The 15,409-nt window shown below is 71.6% G+C and carries 12 protein-coding genes; 3 read left to right on the forward strand and 9 right to left on the reverse strand.

The annotated features are described in order from the left end of the window. Window positions 1–266, forward strand: a 266-nt coding sequence (locus tag AC08OO_RS11145) for a hypothetical protein (protein WP_476609839.1), incomplete at its 5' end; no start/stop codon positions are given. 892 nt (window positions 267–1,158) lie between these two features. Here AC08OO_RS11145 and AC08OO_RS11150 read toward each other — a convergent pair. Beyond that, entirely contained in the window at window positions 1,159–1,413 is a 255-nt protein-coding gene (locus tag AC08OO_RS11150) for a hypothetical protein (RefSeq protein WP_476618485.1), read from the reverse strand. A gap of 795 nt (window positions 1,414–2,208) precedes the next feature. Between AC08OO_RS11150 and AC08OO_RS11155 the strand changes: the two genes are divergently transcribed. Next, window positions 2,209–3,738 (forward strand): methionine--tRNA ligase, encoded by a 1,530-nt coding sequence (locus tag AC08OO_RS11155; protein WP_476618486.1) that lies wholly within the window; start codon window positions 2,209–2,211, stop codon window positions 3,736–3,738. A gap of 33 nt (window positions 3,739–3,771) precedes the next feature. On the opposite strand, the gene AC08OO_RS11160 is transcribed toward AC08OO_RS11155, so the two are convergent. From AC08OO_RS11160 to AC08OO_RS11195, 8 genes are all read right to left on the reverse strand, one after another. Continuing rightward, window positions 3,772–6,378 (reverse strand): heavy metal translocating P-type ATPase, encoded by a 2,607-nt coding sequence (locus AC08OO_RS11160; RefSeq protein ID WP_476609842.1) that lies wholly within the window; start codon window positions 6,376–6,378, stop codon window positions 3,772–3,774. Between the two features lie 113 nt (window positions 6,379–6,491). After that, the gene (locus AC08OO_RS11165) at window positions 6,492–6,716 is read right to left on the reverse strand and encodes a heavy-metal-associated domain-containing protein (RefSeq protein ID WP_476607176.1); all 225 of its coding nucleotides are present in this window, start codon (window positions 6,714–6,716) and stop codon (window positions 6,492–6,494) included. A gap of 584 nt (window positions 6,717–7,300) precedes the next feature. Beyond that, window positions 7,301–8,323, reverse strand: a complete 1,023-nt coding sequence (hemB, locus tag AC08OO_RS11170; RefSeq protein ID WP_476607177.1) for a porphobilinogen synthase — start codon at window positions 8,321–8,323, stop codon at window positions 7,301–7,303. Then, on the reverse strand, window positions 8,320–10,143 hold the full coding sequence (locus AC08OO_RS11175; protein WP_476609843.1) for a bifunctional uroporphyrinogen-III C-methyltransferase/uroporphyrinogen-III synthase: 1,824 nt from the start codon (window positions 10,141–10,143) through the stop codon (window positions 8,320–8,322). The genes hemB and AC08OO_RS11175 overlap by 4 nt, the downstream gene beginning before the upstream one ends. Window positions 10,144–10,145: 2 nt before the next feature. After that, window positions 10,146–11,303 (reverse strand): hydroxymethylbilane synthase, encoded by a 1,158-nt coding sequence (gene hemC, locus AC08OO_RS11180; RefSeq protein ID WP_476609844.1) that lies wholly within the window; start codon window positions 11,301–11,303, stop codon window positions 10,146–10,148. Next, complete coding sequence (locus tag AC08OO_RS11185; protein ID WP_476609845.1) at window positions 11,300–12,721, reverse strand: glutamyl-tRNA reductase; 1,422 nt, start codon at window positions 12,719–12,721, stop codon at window positions 11,300–11,302. The genes hemC and AC08OO_RS11185 overlap by 4 nt, the downstream gene beginning before the upstream one ends. Beyond that, complete coding sequence (locus tag AC08OO_RS11190) at window positions 12,718–13,860, reverse strand: redox-sensing transcriptional repressor Rex (protein WP_476607181.1); 1,143 nt, start codon at window positions 13,858–13,860, stop codon at window positions 12,718–12,720. The genes AC08OO_RS11185 and AC08OO_RS11190 overlap by 4 nt, the downstream gene beginning before the upstream one ends. A gap of 185 nt (window positions 13,861–14,045) precedes the next feature. Further along, entirely contained in the window at window positions 14,046–14,357 is a 312-nt protein-coding gene (locus tag AC08OO_RS11195; protein ID WP_476609846.1) for a glutaredoxin family protein, read from the reverse strand. Between the two features lie 255 nt (window positions 14,358–14,612). Here AC08OO_RS11195 and AC08OO_RS11200 point away from each other — a divergent pair, with 255 nt between their 5' ends. Then, a complete protein-coding gene (locus AC08OO_RS11200) occupies window positions 14,613–15,332 on the forward strand; it encodes a sigma-70 family RNA polymerase sigma factor (protein ID WP_476609847.1) in 720 nt (239 codons plus the stop codon). Window positions 15,333–15,409 lie beyond the last annotated feature (77 nt).

The following is a 15,409-nucleotide window of genomic DNA, read 5'->3' on the forward strand; positions in this document are numbered from 1 at the left end:
CATGTTGGGCGTTGGGCTTCGTGCGGACGATTTCGTGGCGGTTCGTCGGCACGGTGGCCGGGCTGGCACAGCCGATCCGAGCCCTCAGTCGGAGCATCGCTCGGCCCCGGTCCGCCAGCGCCCTGTCCGACCCGGGCGCGGACGAGTGCAGCGGCTGGGCCAGCACGCAGCCGACGAGGCCCTCGGCGGTGCTGGTCAGGCCGCAGGCCGGGACGGTGCCGATGGATCAGCCACCTGCCTCAGCCCGCCGTCGAAGCACGGACTGAGGCAGGAAGACCGCGCCCGAGACGCCGACCGGTGCGGTGAGCGTCGCGAGCACGAGCCCGGCTACGAACCCGAGGAAGATCGCTCACGCCGGTCGGGTCTTCCCGTCTCGCGTACCTGAACCAGCGCGGCGCCGTACCGGAGTGGCCAGCTATCGCGGCCATTGGCCATCTACTGGCCAGTCGCGACCGTGAGTGGCCATCTATCTGCGATCCCTACAACCGTCATACGCGTACCCGACCACCCCCCAACGGGCCACCATCGGCGTACCCGCTAGTTGGGTACGTCTGAGGCGGCGCATCGGTGCAGCTCAGCGGGCATCTGGCACGTACCCAAGTAGGCCAAGAGTAGGCCAAGAGTAGGCCAAGAGTAGGCCAAGAGTAGGCCAAGAGTAGGCCAAGAGTAGGCCAAGAGTAGGCCAAGAGTAGGCCAAGACTCATGCCGTTGCTGGCAGCCTATCTAATTATGGTCACGAGCGGGAGTGGTCGACGGAATGCACGCGCTTGGCAGAATCGGATAGTGCGGTTAGCGTTTATTTGCCGAATTCCCTCGCCTGTTCTGTGAGGTGCCGTGGTCGATCCGTCCCGCCTCCACCGACTCGCACGACGAGCCAGCGCAGACCGGGGACGGGCCGCCGCAGACCGGCCCGGCGGACACGGGCGGAAACGGCCCCACGGCGGTGCCCGACGCCGGCGGACCGACGTCCCGCACCACGAGACCGGCGTAACTGGCTGAACGCCTGAGGGAGGCCAAGCCCGTACCCGGCTGGCGACCGGGGGCACGCCCTCCGACGTCAACAGAAAGCTGACGGATGCGGGTGTCGGCTACCGCCGGTCCCGGCACCCGCACGACCGGCCGGCGGAAAGACGCCGGCCGATCACCCGTCAGCCCTTTCTATCGAACTATTCCACCCGGCTGGCGGCCCCAGTCCCGTTGGCCCCGGTCCCGTTGTAGCTGGTCCCAGCCCTGACGACCATGGTCCCGGCGCCACTGGTCCTGGCTACCGCCGCTCTGGCGGCTGTCGTCGTAGCGTCGCTCGTCCTCGCGGCCCTGGTCCTGCCGCCCGATATCCCGACCGCCCTTGTTCCAGTTGTTCCAGTTGTTCCGCTTCCAGTCGTCCGTGGCGTGCCAATGGTTGACACTCCGCACGGGAACGCGGTCGTCGGCCCAGGCGCTTGAAGCCGCCGGTCCCACCGTCACACAGACTGCCGACACGGCGGACAGGGAGGCGACCACCGCTTTCCTCTTCAGGGATCTTGTCATGATTCTCCCGTCATCAAAAATATCGATCGACTACTTGCGATGGGAAGACTAGCCGTGCGCACCGGCGCCTGGCTGGATTGCGCCCGGCGTGTTCGCGCCAGAGATGGCCGGAAGCGTTTGGCGGCAGATCACATGTGATTCTCGTGTGTTTTTCATGAAGCCTTTCTGTGATTCTTAGAAAACCCTGAAGATGGGAGCCAGAATTCGATGGACAAAGTACATTAACGCCACATCCCGCGAATCGTTGTCGAGACCCGGATTAGTCTGGCGAACGGCGACGATTACGACGTACCTCCGCCGACGATCGTTGTCACGATCGGCGGAAGCAGCCCGGCGCCGACCGACGCCAGCGCTTGGCCGACCGACGGGGGGTGCCGGCAGCGCCGGCCGCGATGGCCCGCATGGGCATGAACGCGGTGGTCAGCGTCTATGGCGACCGCAGTCGGAAACCATGATCCGAATCATGCGGATCGGGCCACGCTCCCCGCGAGGCTACCGGGCGCGAGGGCGCGTAGGATTCACCCTGTGTCGAGGACACATGCCACGGTCGAGACGCCGGCCAGCCAGATGATGATGCACATGCCGTCCGGCCTCTTCCGCGCGTCTTGACAGACTGACCGATGAGGCCCTGACGGAGCCTCGTCGGTGAGGCTGCTACCGGGGCGGAAGGACTCACACCAGATGGGCCGCTACTTCGTGACGACGGCGATTCCGTACGTCAACGGCAAGCCGCACGTAGGTCACGCTCTCGAACTGATCGAGACCGATGCGTACGCACGTCATCTTCGTCAGCGCGGCCACGAGGTCCGGTTCCAGACCGGCACCGACGACAACGCCCTGAAGAACGTCCAGGCGGCCGAGGCCGAGGGGATTACACCCGCCGAGTACGTCGAGCGGGTCGCCACCGGGTTCGTGGGCCTTCGCGGTCCGTTGGGCCTCTCGTTCGACGATTTCATCAAGACGAGCACGGACCCCCGTCATCGGCCGGGAGTCGAGAAGCTGTGGTCGGCCTGCGCCGACCGCGGGGACTTCTACCGCAAGACCTACGCCGGTCTGTATTGCGTGGGATGCGAGCTGTTCTACCAGCCCGACGAGCTGGTGGACGGCCGCTGTCCGGAACACGGGACCGTTCCCGACCTGGTGGAGGAGAGCAACTGGTTCTTCCGGTTGAGCCGCTATCAGGACCAGCTCCACGCGCTCATCTCCACCGACCGGCTGCGCATCGAGCCCGCCGCCCGCAAGCGGGAGGTGCTGTCCTTCATCGAGGCCGGTCTGGAGGACTTCAGCGCGTCGCGGAGCATGAGCCGGGCCCGCGGCTGGGGTATCCCGGTCCCCGGCGACCCCGAGCAGGTCATCTACGTGTGGTTCGACGCGCTCGGGAACTACATCACCGCCCCCGGGTACGGCAACGACGACGACAGCTTCCAGTACTGGTGGAACGACGCCGACAGGCGAGTGCACGTCATCGGCAAGGGCATCATCCGCTTTCACGCCGTCTACTGGCCGGCGATGCTGCTCTCGGCCGGGGTGCGCCTGCCCGACACCATCTTCGTGCACGAGTATCTCACCGCCGACGGCATGAAGATCAGCAAGTCGGCTGGCAACGCCGAGGATCCCGCCGACATCGTCGCAGCCTTCAACACCGACGCGCTGCGGTGGTGGATGCTGCGCGACGTCGCCCGAGCCGGCGACACCGACTACACGACCGAACGGCTCGTGACCCGCGCGAACGAGGACCTCGCCAACAACATCGGCAACCTGGTCAACCGGACCGTGTCGATGGTGAAGCGGTACCGGGACGGGCTCATTCCCCCGCTCGCCCCCGACAATCCCGCGGCCGCCAAGCTGCGGGCAGCGCGCGACGAGACCCCCCGGACGATCGACGACGCCTTCGCCGCCTTCGACTTCCGCCGGGCGGCCGAGGTCATCACGAGGATCGGCGACGAGGGTAACCGCTATGTGGAGGCCGCCCGGCCCTGGGAGCTCGCGAAGGCGGAGCGCAAGGAGGGAGCGTCGCGCGACGCCCTCGACGCAGTCCTCGCCGAACTGGTCGCCACGTGCCGGGAGCTGGCGGAGCACCTCGCGCCCTTCCTGCCCGACTCGGCACCGCGCATCGCCGCGCAGTGCGGCGACGGCGGGTCGCGGGTCGCGGGTCCCAGCCCGGTGTTCCCGCGCCTGGAGGCCCCGCCGGCCGAACCGGCCACGACCTGACCGACGCCGCGGACCCGCTCCGGCCGGACCCGCTCAGGCCGGCCGCAGTGCGGTGAAACGCCGCAGCCGCAGACTGTTCGTGACGACGAAGACGGAGCTGAACGCCATCGCCACCCCCGCGATCATTGGGTTGAGCAGACCGGTCGCGGCAAGCGGTAGCCCGGCCACGTTGTAGGCGAACGCCCAGAACAGATTGCCCTTGATCGTGCGCAGGGTGGCGCGCGACAGTCGGATGGCATCCGCCACCAGGCGGGGATCCGCGTTGACGAGCGTCAGATCCGACGCCTCGATCGCCGCGTCGGTGCCGCCGCCCATCGCCAGGCCCAGATCGGCCTGGGCGAGCGCGGCGGCGTCGTTCACCCCGTCGCCCACCATGGCCACGACCCGGCCCTGCGCCTGCAAGCGACGGACCGCAGCGACCTTCTCCTCGGGCAGGACCTCGGCGATGACGTCCTCGGCCGCGATGCCGACCTCGGCGGCGACGGACCGGGCGACCGCCTCGGCGTCCCCGGTCAGCAGGACCGGGTGCAGCCCGAGCCGACGCAGATCGGCGACGGCCGCGGCCGCGGTGGGCTTCACCGTGTCGGCGACACTGATCAGTCCACGGGGACGGCCGTCCCAGCCGACCACGACGGCGGTATGCCCGGCGGCCCGTTCCCGGTCCAGCTCGGCGGCGAGCGCGTCCGGGAGTTCCGCGAACACCTGGGGCCGCCCGACGAGCACCGCATGCCCCTCGACGGTGCCGCGCACGCCGAGGCCCGCGGTGTTCGCGAAGTCCGCGACCGGCGGCAGCACACCGACGGCCACCGCGTGCTCCCTGGCCGCACCGACGGCCACCGCGTGCTCCCTGGCCGCACCGACGGCCACCGCGTGCTCCCTGGCCGCACCGACGGCCACCGCGTGCTCCCTGGCCGCACCGACGGCCACCGCGTGCTCCCTGGCCGCGTCGGCGATCGCCCGGGCGATGGGGTGCTCGCTCGCGTCCTCCACCGCCGCGGCGAGCCGGAGCACCTCGGCGGCGTCCTCCCCGGGAGCCGGCAGCACCGCGACAACCTGCATCCGCCCGCTGGTCACCGTGCCGGTCTTGTCGAGTAGGACGGTCTGGACCCGCCGCGTCGACTCCAGCACCTCCGGGCCGCGGATGAGGATGCCCACCTGCGCACCGCGTCCCGTCCCGACCAGCAGCGCCGTCGGCGTGGCCAGGCCCAGCGCGCAGGGGCAGGCGATGATCAACACGGCGACGGCCGCGGTGAAGGCATCGGTCGCCGGCTGCCCGAGAGCCAGCCAGACCCCGAGGGTGACGAGTGCGAAAATGATCACCACCGGAACGAACACCGCCGAGACCCGGTCGGCGAGGCGCTGGACGCGGGCCTTGCCACTCTGGGCCTCCGTCACGAGCCGGGCGATGCGCGCCAGCTGCGTGTCGGCACCGACCCGGGTGGCCCGGACCACGAGCCGCCCGCCGACGTTCACCGTCGCCCCGACAACCGCGTCACCCGGGCCGGCCTCAACGGGCACCGACTCGCCGGTGACCATGCTCGCGTCCACCGCCGACAGCCCATCGAGCACGACGCCGTCGGTGGCGATCTTCTCGCCCGGACGGACGACGAACTCGTCCCCGATCCGCAGCGCCTCGACCGGGATCCGCTCCTCGACCCGGCGCGGGCCAGTCCCCCGCGCGCCGTCCGCCGGCCGGACGCGCAGCACGGTGACGTCCTTCGCCCCGAGGTGGAGCAGCGCCCGCAGGGCCGCGCCGGAACGCCGGCGGGCACGTGACTCCAGGAATCGGCCGGCGAGCAGGAACACCGTCACCCCGGCGGCGACCTCCAGGTAGAGGGCCGTGCCCGCGCCGCCGTGGGCACTCCCGCCGGTGCCGTGACCACTCCCCGAGTGGACGATCTCGCCGGCCGAGGCTTCCGGGCCCGGGAATCCGCCGGTGAACGAGAACGAGTGCCGCATCCCCGGCTCGCCCGCTCCGCCCAGGAACAGGGCGTACAGCGACCAGACGAAGGCGGCCAGCGTTCCGAGGGAGACCAGGGTGTCCATCGTCGCGACACCGTGCCGGGCGCCCCGGGCCGCGGCCCGATGGAACGGCCAGCCTCCCCAGAGCACGACCGGCGTCGCCAGGGCCAGCGAGACCCACTGCCAGTAGTCGAACTGCCAGGCGGGCACCATGGCCAGTACGATCACCGGCATGGCGAGCGCCGCCGAGACCGCCAGCCGGACACGCAGCGCCCGCAGCGCCGCGCCGGGTGCGTCGTCCTGCGTGCCGCCGCCGTCCTGCGCGCCGCCGTCCTTGGCATCCGCCGCACCCGCCACCTGCTCGGCCTCGGTGCCGGCTACGGCCTCGGTGCCAGCCGCCGTCTCGGCCCCGGTGCCAGCCGCGCGTCCGGCGGCCGGGGCCGCAGAGTAGCCCGCGGCCTGGACCACGCGGATCAGATCGTCGAGACGGACCGCGGGGGCCCCGGTGTCCGCGAGGGTCACGGTGGCCTTCTCGGTGGCGTAGTTCACCGAAGCGGTGACGCCGTCCAGCTTGTTGAGTTTGCGTTCCACCCGCGCGGCACACGATGAGCAGGTCATCCCGCCGATCGCGAGCTCGATCCGCGCGGGGTGACCCCTTCCGACGTCGAGAGTGGTCATCAGCTCTCCCCTTACGGCGGATTCCTGACGGCGGACCGGAAGGTACCGCCGGTCACGGGCGGTGGGAGCGGACACACCCGCCGACCACCGGCACCGTTGGCACCACCGAAGCGCTACGCCCGCCCGACAAGCTCGTATCCGGCCTCCGCAACGGCCTCCCGGACGGCGCTGTCCTCGACGACGCCATCGCTGACGAGGGTGACCCGACCCTCGGCCAGGTCCACGGCGACGTCCGACACGGTCGGCAGCCGCGCGAGCTCCTCGGTCACGGATCGGACGCAGTGCTGGCAGGTCATCCCGGCCACCGTGTAGGTGGTCGTGTAGGCGGTTGTCGTCATGGCCGTTCCCGTCTCCTCGTCTCCGCTTGTAAGCCGCTTGTAAGCCGCCCCGGTCCCGATGGATCTGCCCGACCCACCGGCGCCCGTCCCACCTCCCGAACATACCCTCCCCCCGTATGGTGTACCAGTACCCGGTGGGGGTATCTTCCGAACCAATGGCCGATCATCACGGGGGAGATCCCACCCACGCCGACACGGGAAGGCCGCGACGCACAGCCCCACCTTGGCCAACCCGCCGGCCCACTTCGGGCAACATGCCGAACACTTTCCGCGCATGTCGAGCTTCCGGCACCATCGTGGAGAGCAGGCGCGCGGGACTGTGACCGGATGGGCCGCCAGCTGGGCGACGGGAGCGCATCACATCAGCGCATCGCAGTACGGCCGGGTGGTCCAGAGTCCATCAGATCCTGCGCGGACGGACGACCGGCACATCAGCCGGGCATCCACGACCCGGCACGTCGGGGCGCCGTCCCGCGGTGGTCACCCACCGGTCCGGCGCGGCCCGCTCCGTTGAGCGCGGCCTCCCGCCCGGATGCCTGTCCAGAAACCTGCCGGCGGACAGGAATCGTCACCGAGGGGGACGGTCAGCGGGCGGCGGCCAGGCGGCGGGCAACCTCGGTGGCCCAGTAGGTCAGGATGATGTCCGCCCCGGCCCGGGAGATCGCGGTCAGCGTCTCGTCGATCGCCCGGTCCCGGTCGATCCACCCGGCCGCCGCGGCGGCCTCCACCATCGCGTACTCGCCCGACACCTGGTAGGCCGCCACCGGTACGTCCACCGTGTCGGCCACCGCCCGCAGCACGTCCAGGTAGGCCAGCGCCGGTTTCACCATCACCGCGTCCGCGCCCTCGGCGAGGTCGAGCGCGGCCTCGCGCCGGGCCTCCTCGGCCGAGCGAGCCGGATCCTGCTGGTAACCGGTCCGGTCCCCGAACTGCGGGGCGCACTCGGCGGCCTCGCGAAACGGCCCGTAGAACGCCGAAGCATACTTCGCCGAGTAGGCGATGATCGGCAGGTCGACGAAGCCCTCCGCGTCCAGCGCGGCCCGGATCGCGCCGACCTGGCCGTCCATCATCCCGCTCGGCGCGACGACCTCGGCACCCGCACGGGCCTGCGCTACGGCGATCGCGCCGTAGCGCGCCAGGGTGGCGTCGTTGTCGACCTCCCCGGAGTCGGTGAGCAGACCGCAGTGCCCGTGGTCGGTGTACTCGTCCAGGCACAGGTCCGTCATCAGGACAACGTCGCCACCGACCTCGGAGGCAAGATCGGCGAGCGCGAGCTGGACGATGCCGTCCGGGTCGTCGGCGGCCGAGCCCCAGGCGTCCTTCTCCGCGGGCACACCAAACAGGATGAGCCCGCCCACGCCGGCCTCGACGGCCTCGACGGCCGCCCCCCGCAGCGAGGAGCGGGTGTGCTGGACGACACCAGGCATCGAGGCCAGCGGAACGGGATCGGCCACGCCCTCCTTGACGAACATCGGCAGCACCAGGTCGGACGGGTGTAACCGCACGTTCGAGACCAGCCGGCGCAGCGCGGACGAGCGGCGCAGCCGGCGGGGACGTGCCGTCGGATAGCCGGCCTCGGCCCCGTTCCCCCGGGCCTGCGCCCTCACCGCCGCGAGCCTCGCCGTGGCTTCGGCAACCGCGCAGCGAGCGGCCCGATCTTCCCGAGCTCCTCCCGGTGTTCGGCAGCGAACTCCGCCAGCGCCCCGACAAGGGCGGGGATGGACGCCTCCGGAGCCTGCACGTCGACGCGCAGCCCGAGCTCCTGGGCAGTGGCGGCCGTCGCCGGACCGATCACGGCGATCACCGTCGTCTCGTGGGGCTTGCCGGCGATGCCGACCAGGTTGCGCACGGTCGAGGATGAGGTGAAGACGACCGCGTCGACCCGGCCGCCCTTCAGCGCCTCCCGGATGGATGCGGGCGGCGGAGCGGCACGCACGGTGCGGTAGGCCGTCACGTCATCGACCTGCCAGCCGCGTTCCTTCAGGCCGGCAACCAGGGTCTCGGTGGCGATGTCGGCGCGCGGCAGCAGCACCCGGTCGAGCAGGTCGAGGGTGTCGTCGAAGTCCGGCCAGTCCGCCAGCAGCCCCTCGCTGGACTGCTGCCCGGACGGGACGAGATCGGGCCGGATACCGAAGGTGCGCAGCGCGTCGGCCGTCGCCTCGCCGATCGCCGCAACCTTGACCCCCGCGAACGCGCGGGCGTCGAGGCTGCGTTCCTCGACCTTCTCCTGCACCGCCTTGACCGCGTTGACCGAAGTGAAGGCCACCCACTGGTAGCGCCCAGAGACCAGACCGGTGATCGCGCGCTCCATCGGGGCGGCGGTCCGCGGGGGCTCGACGGCGATCGTCGGCACCTCCAGCGGGCTTGCGCCGTGCGAACGCAGCAGGTCGGACAGGATCGCCGCCTGTTCCTTGGTCCGCGGGACCAGCACCGTCCAACCGAACAGCGCCCGGGTCTCCCACCAGGAGAGCTTGCCGCGGGTCGCGACCACCGGGCCGATGGACAGCACGACCTGGGTGATCGGGGTGGGGGCCGCGGTCAACAGCGGTGCCGTGTCCGCCTCGACCCGGTCGAGCGTCGAGGTGACGGTGCGCTGGTCGGTGGTGGTGCCGTCCACGGTCACCGCGATCGGGGTGTCACCGGGCCGCCCGTGCTCGACGAGCGCCGCCGCGACCTTGCCGACCTCCGTCGGTGCCGCCGTGACCACGAGGGTGCCCGGGGTCTGGGCGAGGGCACCCCAGTCCAGGTCACCGGGGGAGGAGATCGGCGCACCGAACCCGCCGAAGCCGCCCGGGGCACCGAGGCCCAGCGGCGAGCCGAACCCGCCGGTTCCCAGGCCACCGCCGAGCCCGCCCCCGAGACCGGCGATCGGCCGTCCGCCCAACCGCGAGGCCCCGAACGGAGGACCGGTGAGCGGACCCACCGGCTCGCTCCCGCCGAACGGCGAGGACGCCGGCACGGTGCCCGACGACGAGAAGACCCCGGAGGTGCTGGCGAAGGTGACCGGCGCGCCCGGGGCGACCCCGGCGTAGGTCGCGACCGCGGCGCCGGTGAGGATGCCGGGCACCACCCGATAGGGGATCTTGGCCTTCGCGAGCGCCTGGGCGTCCGCGGCGCCGATGCGGGTCAGCCACGGATCGGAGGCGTAGAGCCGGACCACCTTGTCACCGGCACGGGCCCTGCTCACCACCGCGGCGGTCGCCGCCTCCGCGTCACGGACCGGCTTCGGCGCCTCGAGGTCGCCGATGCGCAGCACTTCGGCGGTGAGGTTCTCCACCGCCGCCGGCGCCACCTCGGGATCGGCCACCACCAGGTCGGCGGCGGCCAGGGTCTCGACCGCGAGGACGGTGAGCAGTCCGGGGTCACGCGGTCCGGCACCCACCAGGGCGACCGGGGAGACGGGCTTCTTCGTTCGTCGGGTGGCCATGCTCAGCGGGTTCCCATCAGCGAGTGTGCTCCGGCGGACAGCATGTCGTCCGCGAGGCGCTGCCCAAGCGCCTCCGGGTCGACGGCGGATCCGGTGACGTCACGCCGGAGGACATCGCTTCCGTCCGGCGCGGCGACGACCGCCCGCAGGCACAGACGACCCGCGGGAGGCGCACCGCCGGCCTCCGCCGCGGCTCCTCCGGCCGGCTCCGGAAGAAGCTCGGCCAAGGCGCCGACCGGGGCAGTACAACCAGCTTCGATGCCGGCGAGGAACGCGCGTTCCGCTCTGACCGCGACGGACGACGATGCGTCATCGAGCACAAACCGTAGCAGCTCGGCGAGGCCCGTATCGACGGGCCGGCCGCCATCTGACCACGTTTCGCCGCCGGTTTGTCCCACAGCGGGACCTGAACCCGGCCCGGCGGGCACCAGAGCGCGCGCCGGACCGGCCACGACGAGCCCGGCACCGCCCGTGCACTCGATCGCCAGGGCTCCCTGGCCGGGCGCGGGCAGCATCACCGTGGGTTCGAGGATCTCGGCGACGGCATCGAGCCGGTCGAGCCGCGCCAGCCCGGCATGCGCGAGGACGACCGCGTCCACCTCACCGTCGATGGCCTTCTTCAACCGGGTGTCGACATTGCCGCGGATCGTGACGACCTCCAGCCCGAGGCCGAGAGCACGCAGCTGCGCGGCGCGACGTGGGGATCCAGTCGCGATCCGGGCGCCGGCCCTGAGCTCGGCCAGGCGCCGCCCGCTCGGGGCGACCAGCACGTCCCGGGGGTCCGCCCGCGGCGGGACCGCGGCGAGCACCAGACCGGGTGGGGTGGCCGTCGGAAGGTCCTTCAACGAGTGGACCGCCAGGTCGATCTCGCCGGACAGCAGGGCGTCGCGCAGCGCGCTGACGAAGACGCCGGTCCCGCCGATCTGGCTGATCTCCCCGGACGAGCGGTCCCCCGCCGTGACGATCGGCACCAGCTCGACGGCGCAGCCCACCCGCGCCCGCAAAGTGGCAGCGACCGTCCCGGACTGGGCCAGCGCCAGCGCCGAGCGCCGTGTTCCCAGCCGCAGCCGGCGGCCGGCGAAACGGGCCAGCAGGTCGGCGCCGGTACCCGTGGCGCCGATGCTCGTCGGGTCGGTACTCGTCGGGTCGATCCCCGTCACGAACGCTCCAGCAGATCAAGGTCAGGCACGGACACCACGGCGGGCACCTCACGCGGCAGATCGAACAGTTCCCGCAGGGCCTCGGCGTAGGCGTCCCCACCGGGCGCCCCGGCCAGCTCCTGTACCCGCACGGTCGGGGCGTGCAGCAGCTTGTCGACGACGCGCCGGACCGAGCCCTCCACCAGGCTCCACTCCCGATCGTCGAGGTCGGGTAGGCGGGTGTGCAACCGGGCGAGCTCGCTACGCACCACGGCGGCGGCGTGGGCCCGCAGCGCGACGACGGTCGGCGCCACCCGGCCCGCCCGCCGGCGGTCGAGGAAGCTCGCGACCTCGGCGGCGACCAGCGCGCGGACCGCCTCCACGTCGTGCGTCACCTGGGCGCCGTCCAGCGCGATGCGCAGTGCGTCCAGGTCGATCAGACTCACCCCGGGCAGCTCGCGCACCCCCGGGTCGATATCGTGCGGCAGGGCCAGATCGAGGAAGACCAGCGGGCGCCCTGCCCGGCCGGGCAGGGCCGCGGCAACCAGCTCGTGCTCGACAACGAGACCGCTCGCGCCGGTCGAGGAGATCACCAGGTCCGCCATGGTGATCTCGTGGGCCAGGTCAGTGAGACCGACGACCCGGGCCTCGTGGGCCTCGGCGACGCGGGCCGCCCGGGCGGCGGTCCTGTTCGCGATCACGACCTCTCCGGCGCCGGCTCGCCGGACGGTCTGCGCGGCCAGCGATCCCACCGCGCCGGCACCGATGAGCAGCACCCGGGCCCCGGCCAACCGCGGGGGTTCGGGCGTCACGGCGTGCCGCAGCCCCTCGGCTGCGGCTCCTCCCCCGTCCAGCGCCCGCCCGCCCGGCGGCGCCACCGGCACGGCCGGAACCTCGCTGTGGAGGTCCAGGCCGGAAGCGGCCAGCCGGACACCCACCGAGACAATGGAGGCGCCGGCGGCATCGATGGACGTCTCGGAGTGGGCCCGCTTGCCGACCCGCAGCGCGGCCTGGAACAGGCCGGACAGCGCGCTGCCCGCCACCCCGGCGGCCTGACCGGCCCGGAAGGCCGTGCGTACCTGACCGAGGATCTGGCTCTCCCCGACGAGCATGGAGTCCAAGCCGCACACCACCGAGAACAGGTGCCCGATGGCCCGCGCCTCGTGGTGGACGTACAGGTGGCCGGCAAGATCACCGAGGTCGATCCCACAGATCCGGCTGAGCTGGTCGGAGATGTCGGCGACCCCGCCGTGGAAGGTCTCGACCTCGGCATAGATCTCGATGCGGTTGCACGTCGAGAGCACCACAGCCTCGCTGACGTGGGTGCCCTCGGCCAGATCGTGCAGGACCTTCGGGATGTCCTCGGCCGAGACCGAGGTGCGTTCGAGCAACGACGTGGGCGCGGTCTGGTGGTTGAGCCCGACCACCAGGAGGCTCACGACGCCTCACCTCCGGCCATCAGCGCTCCCGCGGCCGGCAGCGTCCCGCGCGCCGGCGATCCAGGCTCCGCGGTGTGCTCCAGGCGCACCGCACCCGGTTCCCCCTCCCGATCATCCCGGGTCGGCCGATCGTCCCGAGCCATCCCGGCCGGACGAGCTGCCCCCGCCGGACGAGTCATGCCTACTTGCCGAGTCACCCGCACGACCTCATCCGTATCGGTCTCCAGCCTGCCCGCGGAGGGCTCCGTCCCGTCCGCGCTCGTCACCCCGTCCAGGCCCGCCGCCCCGAGCGCGGCGAGGACCTCGTCGCCGCCTGGCAGCGCCTCGCGTGCCGAGGGCGCCCGCCGCGCCGGGCGCGCCCGGCGCGGCGGCACGGCGTCACGCCCGGAGCCGGCGCCCGGTGTGGATCTCGCGCCCCGTCTCGGTGATGTGTCCCGTGCCGGCGACGGACGTTTACGTGCTTCATGGAACGAGAGGATCTGCAGTTCCACGGCAAGGTCGACTTTACGCACGTCCACACCGTCGGGTACCGAAAGCACCGTGGGGGCGAAGTTGAGGATGCTGGTGACCCCGGCAGCGACCAGACGATCACACACCCCCTGCGCCGCGGCGGCCGGCGTGCAGATCATCCCGATCGTGACCTGACCCTGGACGATCACCTGTTCGAGATCGCCGACGGGACTGACGACAACCTCACCGACCCGCTCGCCGACTCGCTCGGGATCCGCGTCGACCAGGGCCACGATCCGAAAGCCCCTGGCATAAAAGCCGCCGTAACCCGCCAGGGCGTGGCCGAGGTTGCCGACTCCCACCAGCACAACCGCTCTGTCCTCGGTGAGGCCCAGTTTCGCGGCGATGCAGTCGAGCAGGACATCCACCTCGTAGCCGACGCCCCGCGTGCCGTAGGAACCGAGATGGGACAGATCCTTGCGAACCTTGGCCGGAGTGACTCCGGCGGCGGCCGCGAGCGTGTCCGAAGACACAGTATAAACCCCGCTTTCCGCCAATGTCGTCAGCACCCGGAGGTAGAGCGGAAGCCGCGCGACCGTCGCCTCCGGAACGTCGGAGGAACGCCTGGAAGCCGTGTCACTACGTGTACGTCGCCGGATCACCGCCGGGCGACGCCGTGGCTGACTCATCCGCGGCTCCGATCTCTAGGCGCGCGGTTACGCCCGGAGCTATGGGCCCGAATCCGTGGCCCCGCCGACACCCAGCGTGCGGTAGCCCCGGCGTGCGGTAGTCGGCGCCACAAGTCGGCTGTCCTCGGGCAGTGTACGACTTCGTGAAGGGATTCACGAAGTGCCGAGGAGAGCCGGCCCCCTGATCAGCGACCACCCTTGGCAGGGCGCAGCGCCCACCGGCCGCCGGCGAGCGCCCGCCGCAGCCGGTCCTCCTCCACCCGCCAGTAACCGTGTTCCCGGCCGTCGAGCAGGATGACCGGTACCCGGTCGCCGTAGGCGTCGGCAAGCTGGGGATCGCCGTCGACATCGGCCTCCCGCCACCCGACCTGCTCCTGCTCGGCGACCCGGACGACCGCCGCCCGCGCGGTGTCGCACAGATGACATCCCGTCCGGGTGAGTAGTGTGATACGCACACCGTTGCGGCCGGAATCCGCCTGTTCCAACCCGTCGTCCATTCCACGATGGTAGGCGCGATCCCCGTCGCCGCCGAGTGGCTTTCCGAACCGCTCGGTGGGACCGAGACCCGTTCAGGGGCCCGGCCCCGGCGTGCGGTCCGGTCCGGACCTCGCCGGAAGACGCCCCCGCCTGCGCCCGGACGATCTCCTACTTCCCGCACTCCCTCCTGCGGCTACACTCAGCTACTAACGGAACCATGTGCGCCGGGCTTTCCGGCCCACCTTGCCGCGACCGCATCCTCCGGAGCCCGGGCTGTGACCGAATGCACGCTCGCCGACCTCGCCGACCTCGCCGCCGGTCTCGTCGCCCCGCGCTGCGGCCCCCTCCGCAGGCAGGACGCGATGTCCCCGGTGGGCGCCAGGGAGGACCGCGAGCGAGTCGGAGACCCTCAGGGCGATCCGGCCGACGACGACCGGACGGCGCTCGTCGCCCGGGCCCGGCGAGGTGACGTCAACGCCTTCGGGCTGCTCTACGACCGGTACGCCAACCTCGTGTTCCGGTACGCGCTGTACCGGCTGGGCGGGGATCCGGTGGCCGCCGAGGACATCGTCAGCGAGACCTTCCTGCGTGCCTTCCGCTCCATCGGCACGTTCCGGTGGCAGGGGCGGGACATCGGTGCCTGGTTCATCACCATCGCCCGCAACCTGCTGGTCGATCAGGCCCGCTCGGCGCGGTGCCGGTTCGAGATCCCGACGGCGGACATCCTCGCCGCGGCCGAGCACCGAGCCACGGCGCTGACGGTACCGAGCCCCGAAGAGTCAATCCTGGCCGTGCTGACCCGCCGCGAACTGCTCGACGCCGTCCGCGAACTGCGCCCGGACCAGCAGGAGTGCGTCGCGCTCCGGTTCCTCGAAGGGCTGTCGGTCCGCGAGACCGCGCTGGCCATGGGCCGTAACGAGGGGGCGGTCAAATCCTTGCAGTTCAGAGCAATTCGGACACTTGCCCGCGCCCTTCCCGCAGCAGGCACGGCCTGACCTCCGGGCCCCTCGCCGTGAGCGATATCCCAGATCACGTCGCAACCCCGGCCCGGTCGTTGTTCCACCGGCACTTT

Source organism: Frankia sp. CeCAU1, assembly GCF_977971845.1.

What these genes read in the sequence shown, in the direction of transcription:
- AC08OO_RS11190 (WP_476607181.1), bottom strand. Translation starts at nt 13,860, where the DNA reads ATGAGTCAGCCACGGCGTCGCCCGGCGGTGATCCGGCGACGTACACGT.
- AC08OO_RS11165 (WP_476607176.1), bottom strand. Translation starts at nt 6,716, where the DNA reads ATGACGACAACCGCCTACACGACCACCTACACGGTGGCCGGGATGACC.
- AC08OO_RS11155 (WP_476618486.1), top strand. Translation starts at nt 2,209, where the DNA reads ATGGGCCGCTACTTCGTGACGACGGCGATTCCGTACGTCAACGGCAAG.
- AC08OO_RS11195 (WP_476609846.1), bottom strand. Translation starts at nt 14,357, where the DNA reads ATGGACGACGGGTTGGAACAGGCGGATTCCGGCCGCAACGGTGTGCGT.
- AC08OO_RS11160 (WP_476609842.1), bottom strand. Translation starts at nt 6,378, where the DNA reads ATGACCACTCTCGACGTCGGAAGGGGTCACCCCGCGCGGATCGAGCTC.
- AC08OO_RS11175 (WP_476609843.1), bottom strand. Translation starts at nt 10,143, where the DNA reads ATGGCCACCCGACGAACGAAGAAGCCCGTCTCCCCGGTCGCCCTGGTG.